The organism is Gemmatimonadota bacterium (assembly GCA_041390105.1).
Lineage (GTDB): Bacteria > Gemmatimonadota > Gemmatimonadetes > Longimicrobiales > Gaopeijiaceae > JAGQIF01.
Genome location: JAWKQO010000001.1, coordinates 363,309 through 378,932 on the forward strand (window position 1 = coordinate 363,309; position 15,624 = coordinate 378,932).

At 67.9% G+C, this 15,624-nt stretch carries 12 protein-coding genes; 7 read left to right on the forward strand and 5 right to left on the reverse strand.

Annotated elements, in window-relative coordinates; genetic code table 11:
* Positions 1 to 16 precede the first annotated feature (16 nt).
* The 3 genes from R3E10_01630 to hutU are packed head-to-tail and all read left to right on the forward strand — an operon-like array spanning position 17 to position 3,526.
* The gene (locus tag R3E10_01630; protein MEZ4414431.1) at positions 17 to 340 is read left to right on the forward strand and encodes a peroxidase; all 324 of its coding nucleotides are present in this window, start codon (positions 17 to 19) and stop codon (positions 338 to 340) included.
* On the forward strand, positions 333 to 1,868 hold the full coding sequence (gene hutH / locus R3E10_01635) for a histidine ammonia-lyase (GenBank protein MEZ4414432.1): 1,536 nt from the start codon (positions 333 to 335) through the stop codon (positions 1,866 to 1,868). The genes R3E10_01630 and hutH overlap by 8 nt, the downstream gene beginning before the upstream one ends.
* Complete coding sequence (hutU, locus tag R3E10_01640) at positions 1,865 to 3,526, forward strand: urocanate hydratase (protein MEZ4414433.1); 1,662 nt, start codon at positions 1,865 to 1,867, stop codon at positions 3,524 to 3,526. Before hutH ends, hutU begins: the two co-directional genes overlap by 4 nt.
* Positions 3,527 to 3,555: 29 nt before the next feature.
* Here the strand turns inward: hutU and R3E10_01645 are convergent, their stop codons facing one another.
* Positions 3,556 to 4,926 carry a formimidoylglutamate deiminase gene (locus tag R3E10_01645; GenBank protein MEZ4414434.1) on the reverse strand — a complete coding sequence of 457 codons (1,371 nt, stop codon included), beginning with the start codon at positions 4,924 to 4,926 and terminating at the stop codon, positions 3,556 to 3,558.
* 38 nt (positions 4,927 to 4,964) lie between these two features.
* On the opposite strand from R3E10_01645, the gene hutI reads away from it, so the two are divergent.
* On the forward strand, positions 4,965 to 6,176 hold the full coding sequence (gene hutI / locus R3E10_01650; protein MEZ4414435.1) for an imidazolonepropionase: 1,212 nt from the start codon (positions 4,965 to 4,967) through the stop codon (positions 6,174 to 6,176).
* A 55-nt stretch (positions 6,177 to 6,231) separates the two neighbouring features.
* Here the strand turns inward: hutI and R3E10_01655 are convergent, their stop codons facing one another.
* Together R3E10_01655 and R3E10_01660 are read right to left on the reverse strand one after the other, a co-directional pair.
* Positions 6,232 to 7,128: a polyphosphate kinase 2 family protein gene (locus R3E10_01655; protein MEZ4414436.1), complete on the reverse strand. Its 897-nt coding sequence runs from the start codon at positions 7,126 to 7,128 to the stop codon at positions 6,232 to 6,234.
* On the reverse strand, positions 7,115 to 8,833 hold the full coding sequence (locus tag R3E10_01660; protein MEZ4414437.1) for a hypothetical protein: 1,719 nt from the start codon (positions 8,831 to 8,833) through the stop codon (positions 7,115 to 7,117). The genes R3E10_01655 and R3E10_01660 overlap by 14 nt, the downstream gene beginning before the upstream one ends.
* 454 nt (positions 8,834 to 9,287) lie before the next feature.
* Here R3E10_01660 and rho point away from each other — a divergent pair, with 454 nt between their 5' ends.
* Entirely contained in the window at positions 9,288 to 10,430 is a 1,143-nt protein-coding gene (rho, locus tag R3E10_01665; GenBank protein MEZ4414438.1) for a transcription termination factor Rho, read from the forward strand.
* 41 nt (positions 10,431 to 10,471) lie between these two features.
* Here the strand turns inward: rho and R3E10_01670 are convergent, their stop codons facing one another.
* Complete coding sequence (locus R3E10_01670; GenBank protein ID MEZ4414439.1) at positions 10,472 to 10,981, reverse strand: SRPBCC family protein; 510 nt, start codon at positions 10,979 to 10,981, stop codon at positions 10,472 to 10,474.
* Between the two features lie 159 nt (positions 10,982 to 11,140).
* On the opposite strand from R3E10_01670, the gene R3E10_01675 reads away from it, so the two are divergent.
* Both R3E10_01675 and R3E10_01680 read left to right on the forward strand, forming a co-directional pair.
* On the forward strand, positions 11,141 to 13,186 hold the full coding sequence (locus R3E10_01675; protein MEZ4414440.1) for a hypothetical protein: 2,046 nt from the start codon (positions 11,141 to 11,143) through the stop codon (positions 13,184 to 13,186).
* A complete protein-coding gene (locus R3E10_01680; protein MEZ4414441.1) occupies positions 13,183 to 14,364 on the forward strand; it encodes an HD domain-containing protein in 1,182 nt (393 codons plus the stop codon). Before R3E10_01675 ends, R3E10_01680 begins: the two co-directional genes overlap by 4 nt.
* Before the next feature lie 14 nt (positions 14,365 to 14,378).
* Here the strand turns inward: R3E10_01680 and R3E10_01685 are convergent, their stop codons facing one another.
* The gene (locus tag R3E10_01685; GenBank protein MEZ4414442.1) at positions 14,379 to 15,482 is read right to left on the reverse strand and encodes an aminotransferase class I/II-fold pyridoxal phosphate-dependent enzyme; all 1,104 of its coding nucleotides are present in this window, start codon (positions 15,480 to 15,482) and stop codon (positions 14,379 to 14,381) included.
* Positions 15,483 to 15,624: the final 142 nt, after the last annotated feature.

Consider the following 15,624-nt stretch of genomic DNA (forward strand, 5'->3'; position numbering starts at 1 on the left):
CAAGGAACGCTCCTGGGTGCGGGCGTTGGCGCTGGACGCGAGCCGGCTCGATCTACCCGCGCGTCACCGGGCGATGCTGAATTGGTGCCTGCGCTTGACGCGGTCTCCCGCGGCCTCCGCGGCGGCCGGGGTGGTGGAGCTACGGAACGTGGGCTTCGACGATCGCGCCATCCTCGACATCTGCCATGTGACGGCCTACTACAACTACGTGAATCGACTGGCGGAGGGTCTGGCAGTGGAACTGGAGCGGACGTGGAGGGAGGAGGATCTGACCCTACCCCGGGCGGACTTCGAACACTTCCAGGGGCTCATGCAGCGGGGAGGAGAGGCCGGTGCTTGAGGTGAGCGGTCGCGACCTCACGGTGGAGGCGATCGGTCGGGTGGCCGATGCGTCCGGGGCGCCGGTGCGGCTGAGCCCGAGCGCGCGTGTCCGGGTCGAGCGTAGCCGAGCCTATCTGCTCGAGATCATCGGACGCGGCGACAAGGTCTATGGGGTGACCACGGGCTTCGGCCGTCTGGCCGACGTGGTCATCTCGGCGGACCAGCGAGGGGAGCTTCAGCGGAACCTGGTTCGCAGCCATGCGTCCGGTGTGGGACCCCCGATGGCACGGGCGACGGTGCGCGCGATGATGCTGCTCCGGGCCAATGCTCTGGCGCTTGGCCACTCCGGGTGTCGCCCCGAGGTGATCGAGCGGCTACTGCTGTTCCTCGAGCGGGGGCTCACGCCTGTGGTGCCCTCATTCGGATCGGTGGGAGCCAGCGGTGACCTCGGGCCCCTGGCCCATGTGGCGCTGGCGTTGCTGGGTGAGGGGCAGATGGAGGTCGACGGTGCGATCCTCCCGGCCGCGGAGGCGCTTGCGCGGGCGGGTCTCCCGCCGCTGGTGCTGGAGGCGAAGGAAGGGCTTTCTCTCATCAACGGGACCCAGGCGACCACGGGGATGGGTGCCGTCGCGCTTCTTGGCGCCCGGCGCGCGGTCGCGGTGGCCGACCTGGCCGGAGCGATGTCCTTGGAGGCATTGAGAGGCACTCCCGAGGCCTTCCGTCCGGAGATCCACCAGGTGCGCCCGCACGCGGGCCAGATCGAGACGGCCGCGCGCATGTACGCGCTCTTGCACGATTCCGAGATTCGCGAGTCGCATCGGCACGGAGACGCGCGGGTGCAAGACGCTTACTGTCTCCGTTGCATCCCGCAGGTCCACGGAGCGGCGCGCGACGCCTTCAGTCATGCTCGACGGGTGATCGAGATCGAGGCCAACAGCGCCACGGACAACCCGCTCGTCTTTCCCGAACAGGATCTGGTGGTGAGCGGTGGAAACTTCCACGCGCAAGTCGTTGCGCAGGCGCTGGACTTCGTGGCCCTGGCCCTGGCCGATCTCGCGAGCATCAGCGAGCGGCGCCTGGAGCGTCTGCTGAATCCCGACCTGTCCGAGCTTCCTGCCTTCCTGGCCAGCAGGCCGGGGATCGAGTCTGGCTTCATGATCGCTCAGGTCACGTCCGCAGACCTGGGGGCGGAGTTGCGCGTGTTGTCTCACCCGGCTTCGGTGGATTCCGTCTCGACCAGCGCGGCCCGTGAAGATCATGTGTCCATGGGCCTGACCGCGGCACGCAAAGCAGCGCGGGCCGTGGAGCTGCTGGAGTATGTGTTGGCCATCGAGCTCATGAGTGCCGCGGAGGCGCTCGAGCACCGACGGCCGTTGCGCTCGTCCGCCCCCCTGGAGCGCGCGCACGCGGTGATCCGAGGCGCGGTTCCAGCGCTCGCGGGCGATCGTCCGCTCTCCCCCGATCTCGAGGCACTGCGCGCACTCATTCACGACGGACACCTGGACGGTTCCGAGCACCCATCCCCATCGGGAGGAGAAGCCGCATGACATCTCACACCCGCACGATCGCAGCGCCTCGGGGAGCACAATTGCGCTGCCGCGGATGGACCCAGGAAGCCGCGCTGCGGATGCTGATGAACAACCTCGACCCGGAGGTGGCCGAGCGTCCCGAGGAACTGGTCGTCTACGGCGGGCGCGGACGGGCTGCACGGAACTGGGAAGCCTTCGATGCCATCGTGCGCACGCTGGAGACCCTCGCGAATGACGAGACCTTGCTGATCCAATCGGGCAAGCCCGTGGCTGTGTTCCGCACCCATCCGTACGCGCCCCGGGTTCTCTTGGCGAACTCGAATCTGGTGGGACGCTGGGCCACCTGGGCGCACTTCGACGAGCTCGAGCGCAAGGGCCTGATGATGTACGGGCAGATGACGGCGGGGTCGTGGATCTACATCGGGACCCAGGGCATCCTGCAAGGCACCTACGAGACCTTCGGAGCGATGGCTGCGCGTCACTTCGGCGGCTCGCTGCAGGGGCGCTGGATTCTGACGGGCGGCATGGGTGGCATGGGGGGGGCGCAACCACTGGCGGCCACCATGAATGGCGGAGCCATCCTGGTGGTGGAGGTCGACGGGTCACGGATCGAACGACGCGTCCGCACCGGGTACTGTGATCGAGCCTCGGACGATCTCGAGGAGGCACTGCACTGGGTACAGGACGCCACTGCGCGCGGGGAGGCGCTGTCCGTTGGACTCGTGGGGAATTGTGCGGACGTCCTGCCCGAGCTCGCTCGCAGGAACGTGGTTCCGGACATCGTCACGGATCAGACGTCCGCGCATGATCCCCTGGGAGGATACGTGCCCAACGGCATGAGCTTGGCGGCGGCCCTGGAGCTCCGCGAGCGGGACCCCGAGGCGTACATCGCCCGGGCCCGGGTCGCCATGCGCTCGCACTGCGAGGCCATCGTCGAGTTGCAGCGGCAGGGCGCGATCGCGGTGGACTACGGCAACAACCTACGCGGCGAAGCCCTCGGCGCGGGCTTTTCGGACGCCTTTGCCTATCCGGGGTTCGTGCCGGCCTATATCCGACCGCTGTTCTGCGAAGGAAAGGGACCCTTCCGGTGGGTCGCGCTGTCCGGGAACCCGGCGGACATCGCCCGAACGGATGAGCTGGCACTGGAGCTGTTTCCGGAAGACGAGCACTTGACGCGCTGGATCTCGCTGGCGCGCGAGAAGGTGCAGTTCCAGGGGTTGCCGGCGCGCATCTGCTGGTTGGGGCAGGGAGCCCGGGCTCGTTTTGGGGTAGCGCTCAACGAGCTGGTAGCGAACGGGGAGGTGGAGGCTCCCATCGTGATCGGACGCGACCATCTGGACACGGGCTCGGTCGCCTCACCGTACCGCGAGACCGAAGGCATGAAAGACGGAACCGACGCGGTGGCGGACTGGCCCATTCTCAATGCCCTCCTCAACACCGCCTCGGGTGCCAGTTGGGTATCCGTTCATCACGGCGGTGGCGTGGGAATCGGCAACTCGCTGCATGCGGGGCAGGTGTTGGTCGCGGACGGTACTCCGGAGATGGCCCGCCGGATCGAACGGGTGCTCACCAACGACCCGGGGATCGGCGTTGCCCGACATGTGGACGCCGGCTACGACGAGGCACTTCGTACCGCCGAGACGTGCGACATCCGGATTCCGATGAGGGAGCGCTGACGGTCGTGTCGGGGGGCCAGGCCGGCGCGTCAGTCCAGGCGGCGTAGCGCTTCGCGGAGGGCGGGCAACAGTGAGGCCCGCGCCGTGTGCGCGCGGTCGCGGACCACCCAGCGGCCTCCGACCATCACGTGCAAGGGCGCGCTGTCCGAGCCGGAGAAAACCAGCGTGTCGAGCAGCGCATCTTCATCCCGCCCCCAGCGCCGTGGCTGGTCCCGGTCGAAGACCAGGAGGTCGGCCCGACTCCCCGGCTCCAGGCGTCCTACATTGTCGGCCACCGCCGACCAGGCGCCGGAGAGCACCCCTTCGAACAGCGCGCGTCCCGTGGATCTGGCCGTACCTGCCGTGATGACATTGCGCTTCTGCTGAACGAGTCGTTGCTCGTACTCCAGCCAACGCAACTCCTCGAAGGGGTTGACGGACACCTGACTGTCCGAGCCGACGCCCCAGCGGCCACCACCGCGCTCGTAGTTCGCGAAAGGAAACACGCCGTCTCCGAGGTTGGCCTCGGTCGTGGGGCAGAGCGCCACCACGGCGCCCGAGCGGATCACCCCGTGCAACTCGTCCTCGTCGACGTGCGTGCAGTGCACCAGACACCAGCGTTCGTCCACGTCGGCGGCGTCCAGCAACCAGCGCACCGGCCGTGCCCCCAGGCGTGCCTGGCACTCCTCGACCTCGCGGAGCTGCTCGGCGACGTGGATGTGGATCGTGTGCGGACGGGCCAGGAGCGTCCGGTCCTCGACCAGGTCACGGATGGTTTCGCTCCGCACGGCGCGCAGGCTGTGCAGGGCCAGTCCCAGCCGATGCCCGAAATCCGAGGCCTCCAGGCGCTCCAGCACCGTGAGCGCATCGTACAAGGACAGTCGCAGCCGCGCCTGTTCGGGGGCCAGGTCGACACCGAAGCCGCCGGCTTCGTACACCACGGGCAGCAGCGTCAGCCGGATGCCCGTTGCGTCCGCTGCGCGCCCCAGGCGCAGCGCCATCTCGGCGCGGTCCTCGTACGCGCGGCCAGCGGGACCGTGATGGAGGTAATGGAACTCGACCACCGAGGTATAGCCCGCCTCCAACATCTCCAGGTAGAGGGCGGTGGCGATGGCCTCGACAGCGTCGGGGTCCAGCCGGTTCAGGAAGTCGTACAGTAGCGTGCGCCACGTCCAGAAGCTGTCGCCGTCGGGGTGGCCCCGTTCGGCGCGGCCGGCCAGGGCCCATTGGAACGCGTGCGAGTGCAGGTTGGGAATACCGGGAACGACCGGGCCGCCGGCCCGTTCGTGGTCATCCCCGGCAGCATCGGGCTGCACGGCCACCAAGGTGCCGGTATCGTCGAACGTGAACAGCACGTCGCGGCGCCACCCCGACGGGAGGAGCGCGGACTCGGAGAAGAGCGTATGCACGGGGGCCAACACTAGATTGGCTCGGAGGCCAACGTCAATCGGGAGGGCTCTTGGACGGCAGGACCCGGATCTGGACGGATGTCCACCTGTGTCGTCTCGTCGGCGGTGACGACGGGTGGGGACGGGTGCAGCGCGGGGCGATCGCGGTTCGGGGAGGGCGCATCCTCTGGAGCGGCCCCCAGGCGGAGTTACCCTCGCTCCCCGGAGCCGAGCGGGTGGACGGGGGAGGTCTGTGCCTCACGCCGGGGCTGATCGATTGTCACACCCACCTGGTGTTCGGCGGCGATCGCGCCGATGAGTTCGAGCGGAGGCTGGCGGGGGAGAGCTACGCCGAGATCGCGGCGAGTGGGGGTGGGATCCGAGCCTCGGTGCGCGCGACGCGCGCTGCCTCCGAGGCCGAGCTGCGGCGGTCGGCCCGTGAGCGTCTGCGGGACCTCACGGCGGAAGGTGTCACCACGGTCGAGATCAAGTCGGGGTATGGTCTCGACACGGACACCGAGGTGAAGCAGCTGCAGGTAGCGCGGTCTCTCGCGTTGGACATCCCCGTTTCCGTGCGTACCACCTTTCTCGGCCTGCACGCGCTCCCTTCAGGACAGGGGAGGGGGGAGTACCTCGACGATGTGATCCGAGAGACGCTGCCGCGTGTGGTGGCCGAAGGCCTCGCGGACCAGGCGGATGCGTTCTGCGAGGGCATCGCTTTCTCCGTGGAGGAGTGCGAACGCTTCCTGCGCGCGGCGTCCGGCCACGGTCTGGGCCTACGACTCCATGCCGACCAACTGAGCGATGGAGGGGGCGCCGCCTTGGCGGCCCGACTTGGTGCGGACTCTGCAGATCATCTTGAATACACGTCCTCGGAGGGGGTCGAGGCGCTGGCGAGGACGGGCACGGTGGCGGTGCTGCTCCCCGGTGCCTTCCAGACCTTGGGTGAGGTACAGAAGCCCCCGGTTGCCGCCCTGCGTGGGGGCGCCGTTCCCCTGGCCGTGGCCACCGACCTCAATCCCGGGACGTCGCCGCTGCGGTCGTTGCGTACGGCCGCGCACCTTGCCTGCACGCTGTTCGGGCTCACACCGCTCGAGGCATTTCGCGGCGTGACGCTCAACGCGGCCCGAGCGTTGGGACTGACGGATCGAGGGACCCTCGATTCCGGGGCGCGGGCCGACTTCGCGCTGTGGACGGTCGACCACCCTCGCGATCTGGTCTATTGGCTGGGCGGCTCCCGCTGCGCCGGTCGCGTCGTCGAAGGCGAGATCGTGGAGGGATGAGCGCGGGGGCGTGAGTCCGATCGCGTGGGTGGCGCCCTGCTGGCGCGAGCCCCGATCAGCGTTCGAGTGTGCGGCGCAACTCCGCGAAGCGCTGGGCGTCGGCCTCCGACACCTGCGGATACTGGAGATCGAGCCCCCGGAGTGCGTCGATGATGATGCGAGTGACCTCCCAGCGCATGAAGGGCTTGTCGTCTGCCGGGATGGCGAACCAGGGCGCCCAAGGTCGCGAGGTGGCGGCGAGGGCGTCCTGGTAGGCCTCCATGTACTCGTCCCAGTGACGACGCTCCTCCAGGTCGCCTTCGGCGAACTTCCAGTTCTTCTCGGGTTCCTTGAGCCGGCTGAGGAAGCGTTTCCTCTGCTCGTCCTTCGACACGTTCAACCAGAACTTGAGGATGAGCGTGCCATTGCGCGCCAGATGGAGCTCGTGATCGCGTATCGACTGGAAGCGCTGCTGCCAGAGCTCCCCGAGCGGTGGGTGCGGCGGGAGATTCTGTGCTCCCAGGTAGTTGGGGTGCACGCGCACCACGAGAACCTCCTCGTAGTAGCTCCGATTGAAGATGCCGATGCGGCCCCGCTCGGGCAGGCACTTGGCGGTGCGCCAGAGGAAGTCGTGATCCAGCTCTTCCTTGGACGGCTGCTTGAAGGAGAAGACCTGACAACCGGCGGGATCCACGCCACTCATGACGTGGCGGATGGTGGAGTCCTTCCCGGCGGCGTCGAGCGCCTGGAAGACGAGCAAGACGGCGTGATGGTCATGGGCGTAGAGGATGCGCTGCAACTTGCTCAGCTCCTCGACCATCTCCGCCTGTGCACGCTCGAGCGCCCGCTCCCCCGGAGCCTCGGGAGGCGGGCGCGTCGGACAATCCGCAACACGAAAGGATCCACGGTAGGGGACCCGGTAGTCGCTGTCGGCATGGACCACCGGGGCGAGATGCTCGTCAGGAGCCTCCACCGCGCCCTCCCCTCGAAGGCTTGCGGGCCGTCCCGCGCGAGGGGGCGCTTCGCGTGGGCGCGCGCTGGGCAGAAGGACGGGCGCTGGGCGTCGACGAGCGGGACGGCGCCGCCCGCGGCTGGCTGGCCCGCGGCTGGCTGGCCCGTGGCTGATTGGCGCGTGGCTGGCTGGCACGCGGCTGATTGGCGCGTGGCTGGCTGGCACGCGGTTGGCTGGCGCGTGGCTGGCTGGCGCGTGGCTGGCTGGTACGCGGTTGGCTGGCCCGCGGCGAACTGGGCCGGGGTTGGCTTGCCCGTGGCTGGCTGGAGCGCGGCGCCGGCGTACTGGCTCGGGGCGCCGGCCGAGCGCTCCTCGGCGCATCGCTGCGGCTCTGCGAACGAACCCTATTCTGCGGCTCGCCTGCGCTGGGTCGCGAGCGCTGAGAGGGCTGCGACCGATCCAGGGATGGCCGCTGCTGCGACCGGGGTGCGGCTCGGTTGCGGGCGCTGGATGGAGGCGCTGCGGCCGGGGGGGTACGTTGCGGAGTCGAGGCGCGGGGTGCGCGCACCTGGCCGCGTGCATCCCCCTGCCGCAGACGGGGGCCATCGGCACGGGACGCGCGTGGGGCCGCGCCTGCCTCCCCACGGCCCCGCAACCGATCCGTGGGCCGACCGGAATCGGCCGCGGGCGTGCGAACGCGCGAGCCGGGAGCCGGCGTCGAACGAACCACGTTCGGTGACGTGCGGGCGCGACGCGGCTCGACGCGCGGCGACGAGTCGCGTAGACGGGCGTCGGAGCGCGGAGAGCGAACCGCGCCGCGGGCGTCGGAAGCACGTGGCTGTACACGCGTCGTCACGCGGCCTTGCGGGCGCTGTGCCGAGCGTCCAACCCGCGCATCGAGCGGGGACTCCTTGTACCGGGTTCCCAGGAGGCTCGTGCGGCGTGGGAAGTAGGTATAGCGCGTCCCGCTTGCATAGCGCGTACCGCCTACGTAGACCGTGCGGGGGCGTAGGTAGAGGCGCGATGGGTAGAGGATGGCGGTGCGGGGAGCGCCCCAGTAGGAGCCATAGCGACAGCAGGTCCTGCCCCAGTAGCCGCCACCCCACCAGCTGCTGCCCCAGTAGCTACCGAAACCGATCGAGAAGCTGAAGCCCGGGGACCAGGCCAGGCTCCAGTAGGGGTCGTAGCCATACGACCGGAAGCCGTAGGGCCGCCACGCGACCGAATAGCACCAGTCGCGATCGTACCAGGGGACCTGCCAGCAGGAGGAGAAGCCGCGAATGAACCAGGGATAGCGGCGCGAGAAGTTCAACCACGAGCCCAGGTATCCGCCGTAGTAGCTGGTCGTGTGGCGATAGGCACCGCCGTAGTAGCCGTTGTCGTCGTACCCGTCGTCGTAGTAGCCGTCGTCGTAATAGCCGTCGTCGTAGTACTGGTCGTCGTCGTAGTACTGGTCGTCGTCGTACCCATCGTCGTAGTAGCCGCGGTCCTGGTATCCATCCCCGTAGTAGCTGTCGCCGTACACGCTCCCGACGCCATCGCCGGGTTGGAACAACGACCCGGTCTGTACGCTGCGATGGGCGAGTCCGAAGCCCACTCCGGACCAAAGCGATCCGATCCCGGCGGAGAAGGAGACATCGGTGGTGGAGTAGGACTGGGCTCCGAGGCCGAGCGGAGCGAGCGCGAGGGCGGCCAGGGCGGCAACGGCCTTGGACTTCGTGGGCACGGGACGACCTCCTGAAAAGCTCGGGTTCGGCCAATGTAAGGGCAGGGCACATGCCATGCGACCAGGGCGCTGAATCCCCGGAAAACCGGCGTTTTCCTCACGGCCCGCCCTCGCCGCTGTCCGGGAGGGGAGACACCCCCGGTCACCCGGAGCGGACACCGGCGCCGGGGGGGCGTTCGGATCACGATCGCGTGCCCCTTGCCCCAGGACAGCGGTTGCGGTTTCTTTAGGAAGCGTCCGAGCCCAGGGACGGTTGTTTCGGTGCACCCCATATTTGCACTTCCTCGGGTGCTCAGGCTGGCCGGGCGGACGCGCAGCCGGAGGCTCCCGCGCACGGTCGCACCACACGGACCATCCGCGGTTTCGTCTTCCCCAATGAATCGAGGTTCGAGTCGCGTCACGGCGCATGCTGCGTTCGGACGCAGAGCTTTCATGGATCAGCCCCCATGCGAACGTGAGTAGTGAGAAACCGCTCGGGATCCTAGAGGTCCTCGGCAGCGGGTCGGGTTTCATTCGCCGCGCCGAAGCCGGGTACATCCCAGGAAAAGAAGACATCTATGTCGGTGGCCGACTGATTCAGAAGTTCGGCCTGCGCACGGGCGACGAGCTGTGGGGCGCGGTGGGCAAGCGCCCCAAGAACGGCAAGAGCCCGCCCTTGACCCACCTCGCGCTCGTCAACGGACGGCCGCCCGAGGAAGCGAAGGGGCGCCCGGACTTCAACCGCCTCAGCGCCGTCCACCCGGACGAACAGTTGCGACTCGAGTGTGGGATGAAGCGTTTGGGCAAAGCCGATCCCACCAACCGCATCATCGATTTGTTCTGCCCGCTGGGCAAAGGCCAGCGGGCCATGATCGTCGCCCCGGCGAAAGCCGGGAAGACGATGGTCCTCCAGGCGATCGCCGAAGGCATCACCAAGAACCACCCGGAATGCCGGCTGGTCATCCTCCTGGTCGACGAGCGACCGGAAGAGGTGACCGAGATGGAAATGTGTGGCTTTGGAGAAGTGGTCGCCTCGTCCTTCGACCAGCCCGCCGAGCGGCATGCGGCCGTGGCCGAGATGATCTTCGAGCGCGCCCGCCGGCAGGTCGAGATGGGGGAGGATGTGGTGATCATCCTCGACTCCATCACGCGGTTGGCGCGTGCCTACAACACCCTGCACGACGGAAGCGGGCGCACGCTGTCGGGTGGCTTGGATGCTGGTTCGCTGGAGAAGCCCAAGCGCCTGTTGGGAAGCGCCCGCAAGATCGATCCGCGACAGGGTGGCGGGTCCCTCACCATCGTTGCCACCGCCTTGATCGATACGGGGTCCCGTATGGATCAGGTGATCTTCGAGGAGTTCAAGGGCACCGGGAACAGTGAGCTCGTCTTGAGCAGAGAGCTCGCGGACCGACGGATCTTCCCGGCGATCGACTTGCAGGCCTCCGCGACTCGGAAGGAGGAGCTCCTTCTCGATGAGGCTGCCCTGGCGCTTTCGCACGCGTTCCGCCGCCAGTTCGGCGGGGCGAACGCCTCGGACGCGATGAGCGAGTTGTTGGGGGCGATGCGCCGGACCGAGACCAACCGGGACCTCCTGGCACTGGCGCGGGCAGGAGCCTGACGACCCTCAGCCGGGGGCGAACGGCGCTGTCGCTGGCACCTTCAGCGCAACAGCTGGGCGAGCCGATCGAGGGATTTCTCCATTTCGGCGCCCTGTAGACGGTCCATTCCGAGCGCCACGTACCCGAGCAGCGGGTTCCGGCCGAACTCACCGGTTTCGCTCCACGTGAGCACGGACCCGTCCGGCGTCGCCTGCAATCGCAGGCTGCCGGCGGTCGACAGTCCGCCCTCGACCTCCACCTCGTAGCGCACGACGGTGTCGGGGTGGACCTCGGTCAGTCGGAGCGCGCCCTGGCCGATACGTGGGTCGTCCCACGTGCGTACCTGGGGGTCGGTGGCCCCCATGCCGTCCAGGTCGTCCCAGGGCATCCAGCGGGGCCACTCGTCGAGATCGGAGACGAAAGGGAACACCTGTTCCGGTGTGGCGGCCAACGCACGGCTGCGCTGAACCTCCCACCGTCGGGGGAGAAGAAGGCCGATCACGAGGAACGCGGTCCCGGCGAGCGCCAGCCCGCCTACGACTGCCCACGCCAACCGAAGGGGCGCGCGCAACCTGTGCGGAGCCCGGTCGTTATCCGGTTCAGGGTGGGTGGTGGAAGTCACGACTTCGTAAGAGATTGAGGCGACTAGACCGCGGACAGGCCTCCAGGTTCGTCCTCCTGCGTCCTGCCGTCAACGGGCCTTGACCCCAGAGGTCTCCTCCTGCACTGAATGGCCAGACCCGACAAGACCGGCGCGGAGGTGGAGCTCTCCAGGGAGGTCAGCAACTTCCTGGTCGAACTGTCGATTGCGGTCCATCGCTACGCGATGTACCCGCCCGACCACCCCTCGCTGGCGCCCATGGCGGATGCTCTGTTCCGCATCCTTCGGCGGCTGCTCGAGAAGCGTCCCACGGTGTCCCTGGGAATCGCCAATCGCCAGTTGGTCATCGACGGCGTCGCGACCGACCAACGCAATCCAGTCCTTCAGGATCTCGCGCGCCGTCTGCACATGCACCAACTCGGGGCGCTGGTCTTTGATCGCGAGATCAGCGTGGGTTCGCTCCAGGATCTCTTCGCCGCATTGGCAGCCGAGGCCGAACGCGGTGGGTCGATACCGATCGGACTGCGCTCTGCGGAGGAGGCACCGAAGATCACGGGAGTCCGCCTCGTTCCGGTGGGCTATGACGCGCTGCAGCTCGAAAACGCCGGCGGGCAGGAGAGCACGGGAAAGGCGATGCGGCTCTGGCTTCAGTTGGCCCAGGCCGCCACCGCCTCGCAGCGGGCGTTCAGTGGGGAGAGCGCACCGCAGCCAGAGGACGTCGCCGATTCCATCCGGCAGCACCAACGCGAGGCGGCCTACGACCAGGTGATCGTGGGCTATCTCCTCCAACTCGCGGACAACATGCGGACCGGCGAGAGCTCCGACCTGCTCAAGGTCCGAGAGAACATCTCGCGGTTGATCAAAGAGCTGGACGACCCGACGCTCCGCCGGTTGTTGGAAATGGGCGGAGACCTCGCGCAGCGGCACACCTTCATCTCACAGTCGATCGAGACCCTGGGCGAGGACGCGATCATGAAGTTGCTGCGAGCCGCTGCGGAGGCCTCTGGACAGGAGATCTCCCACGGGCTCGTCCGTTTGCTCACCAAGCTCGCGTTCCACGCTAGAGAGGGTGAGGAGCGACTGCGGCCGGTGGCGCTTGATCACCTGCGGGCCAAAGTGGATGAGTTGATGTCGGATTGGACGCTCCCCGACGCCAACGCCATCGCTCACACCCGCATCCTCGACGAGCTTTCGCGCTCCCAGCCCTTGCTGCAGTTCGGGGAAGAGGAGGCGTCCCTCACCAGCCTGGCCATCCTGCAGATGGCTCTGGAGGTCGATGCCTTCGGTCCCATGGTCGAGCAGGCGCTGGACGCGGTCATCGCCGAAGGCGATCTGCCCGAGATCATCCCCTTGATCGAGGGCGCGCACATGACCGAGACGGGGCGGTTGCTTCGGGCCCGGCTCGGGGACGTGAAGCAGATCGAGGCGATGGTGGGCCTGGAGGATGTCGGTGAGGAGTCCCTGGCGTTGCTGGTGAACCTGGCCGGGCCTGAGCAGGCCATCCCCGCGCTGTTGCGTGTCCTCGCCGATGCTCCGTCCCGCTCCATCCGAAGGAAGGTCCTGGGTCGGTTGATCGATCTGGGCTCCCAGGTCGGGCGCTTCGTCGGACCCTACCTGGAGGACCAGCGCTGGTACGTCGTGCGCAACCTCCTCAGTCTCCTCGCCCGGGTGGGCGGCGCTCCCCCGGGGTTCTCGGCTGACCCGTTTCTTCGTCATCCGGACGTGCGCGTGCAGCGCGAGGCGCTGCCCCTGGCACTGGCGGATGATGCCCTGCGACCGCGGGCACTGATCGTGGCCCTGAGCAGCGGGGACGAGCGCATGCTCAACGTCGCCTTGGTGGACCTCCAGAAGGGTATCCCGGAGACAGTGCTCCCGGTCCTGGTCGAGCATCTCGTTCGCCCCGAAGAGGGTGCCCACCGGGTCAGCGCCGTCCGCTTGCTGGGCACGTCGCGATCTCCGCTGGCCAAACGGGCACTCCGGGAGCTGGTCGACGGAGGACGCGGATGGTTCGGACGCCGAAAGCTCCGTGAGGCGACACCAGAGATGTTGGAGGCGCTGGCCGTACTGGCGCGGCGCTGGCCGGAAGACGGGGAAGTCGGACAACTGGTACAGGCGGCGCGCCGCTCGAGAAGCGCGCAGGTACGGTCTGCTGTCGTGGCGGAGAGCGCTGGATGAGCGATCAAGTCCAAGCCGCCAAGTTCCTGACGGGGCTCGCGCAGGCCATCTCGGCGCTCTCGCTCTACAACGAAGAGCACCCGGCCGTCCAACGGTCGATCGATACGGCCTACGAGGCCCTCTTTCGTCTCCAGGAGTCCGAGCCTCGCCCGGTGCTGACCTTCCTGGGGGAGGAGGTCGTGTTCCAGAACCGACCGCTGCAGACCCTCCGGAACTGGGAGTGGAGTTCTCGTCTGGCGGAGGCCGGAGTCGAGCGTCTGGAGTTCACGGGTCCGGCGACCCGACCGGAGTTCGAGGCGTTCCTGATCGACGTGTACCGGGCGATGGCCGGACTTGGGCATCCGAGCGCCGAGGCCCGACAGATGGCGGCGACCAGCATTCGCTGGGGGCCGGTGGGGCTCAGGGGCGGGGTCGATTCGACCGCCAGCGAGAGCCTCGCCACCGGGAGGCTCCGGTTTTCCCTGCGAGAGGAAGCGGAGACGGTACGCTGGCTCCACGAGGAGCTGCGCGACCGCGGCCGACTCCAGATGTTCGAGGCCGACACCATCGTGCGCTCGTTGGCCGTGGCCATGCATGGCGACCGCGACGTGGTGATCCCGCTGCTCAAGCTCAAGGACTTCGATCAGTACACGACCACGCACTCGCTCAATGTGTCGGTTCTCAGCATGGCCCTTGCCGAGTTCATTGGCCTGGGCGCCGCCGATGTGCGCCGCTTCGGCGTTTCGGGTCTGATGCACGACATCGGGAAGATCCGTATTCCCAAGGATGTGCTGAACAAGCCGGGCAAGCTGTCGGATCGGGAGCGCGAGGTCATGAACCGCCACCCGGTGGAGGGCGCCAAGATCCTCATCCAGAGAGAAGCGTCGCTGGATATGGCTGCCGTCGTCGCCTATGAGCATCACATCCGCATCGACGGCGGGGGGTATCCGCGCCGTACGTATGTGCGCGATTGTCACGCCGCCAGCAATCTGGTGCACATCTGCGATGTCTACGACGCCCTGCGGACGCACCGACCCTACCGAGCCGCATGGCCGAACGAGCGCGTCCTGGCTTACCTCGAAGAAGGGGCCGGGTCGGAGTTCGATGCGGAGCTCACGCGCGCATTCGTGACCATGCTCCGCCGATGGGAGTCGCGAATCGTGGAGCTGCGTTCCGAGACGGACGTGCTACGCGAGTAGGTGCGCGTTGCAGGTCAGGGCTCGAAGCGAGCCAAGCGCTCTCCCGCCTGTACCAGGGTCTCCAGGCGCTTGCAGAACGCGAACCGCACCAGCGACCGGCCCATAGCCGGATCCGAGAAGAAGCTGGACCCCGGGACCGGTGCCACGCCCGCCTCACGCGTCAGGCGGCGCGCGAAGGTGTCGTCGTCCTCGTCGGAGAGACCGGAGAAGTCAGCCAGTACGTAATAGGCGCCCTGCGGTACGCTGCACCTGAAGCCCGCGGCGCGCAGCGCCGGAACGAAAGCGTCCCGCCTCGCGCGGTAGCCGGACACCATCTCGGCGTAGTAGTCGGGCCCCAGGGACTCGAGGCCCACCGCGCACGCCTCCTGAAGCGGGGCCGGGGCTCCGACCGTGAGGAAGTCGTGCACCTTGCGGACGGCAGGGCTGATCGCCGGCGGGGACACGATCGATCCGATTCGCCACCCGGTCACAGCGAACGTCTTCGACAGACCGCTGATGGTGATGGTGCGCTCCCTCATCCCCGGCAACGTGGCCATGGGAATGTGCTCGCCCTCATACAGGATGTACTCGTAGATCTCGTCAGTGATGGCGAGCGCGTCCCATCGCTGGCAGAGCTCGGCCACGCCCTCCAGCTCCGCGCGCGTGAATACTCGTCCGGTCGGGTTGTTCGGCGTGTTGAGCACGATGGCCCGGGTCCGTTCGGAAAAGGCCGCGCCGAGTCGTTCCAGGTCGAGTGGGAAGTCCGGCGGCTCCAGCGGAACCATCACGGCCTTTGCTCCGGCGATCATGGCGTCCGGGGCGTAGTTCTCGTAGAACGGCTCCAGCACGATGACTTCGTCCCCGGGGTCGACCACGGCGAGGAGCACCGCGACCATCGCTTCAGTGGCGCCGCAGGTCACGGTCAATTCGCGCTCGGGGTCGACCTCCATGCCGTAGGACTCGGCGTACTTGCGGCTGAGGGCCTGTCGCAGCCGGGGAGTTCCCCAGGTGATGGCATACTGGTTCTCGTCCGCCTGGATCGCTGCGCAGGCCGCGTCCTTGAGGAGTTGAGGCGCCGGAAAGTCCGGGAACCCCTGGGCCAGGTTGATCGCGTCGTGCTCGCGGGCGACGCGGGTCATCTCTCGGATGACGGACTCCGTGAAATCCCGCGTGCGGAGGGAGGTCGGGGGACGGGTCATCGATGTGCTGGCTGGTGGCTCTCAGGTGGAGGGTGTCACCCTGCGATGAGGGCGCCACGGCCCCTTGATCCAAGCGGAAGGC

Bases quoted from the DNA above. Each gene is read 5' to 3' on its own strand.
- hutU (MEZ4414433.1), top strand. From the start codon at position 1,865: ATGACATCTCACACCCGCACGATCGCAGCGCCTCGGGGAGCACAATTG.
- R3E10_01675 (MEZ4414440.1), top strand. From the start codon at position 11,141: ATGGCCAGACCCGACAAGACCGGCGCGGAGGTGGAGCTCTCCAGGGAG.
- R3E10_01680 (MEZ4414441.1), top strand. From the start codon at position 13,183: ATGAGCGATCAAGTCCAAGCCGCCAAGTTCCTGACGGGGCTCGCGCAG.
- R3E10_01685 (MEZ4414442.1), bottom strand. From the start codon at position 15,482: ATGACCCGCGTCGCCCGCGAGCACGACGCGATCAACCTGGCCCAGGGG.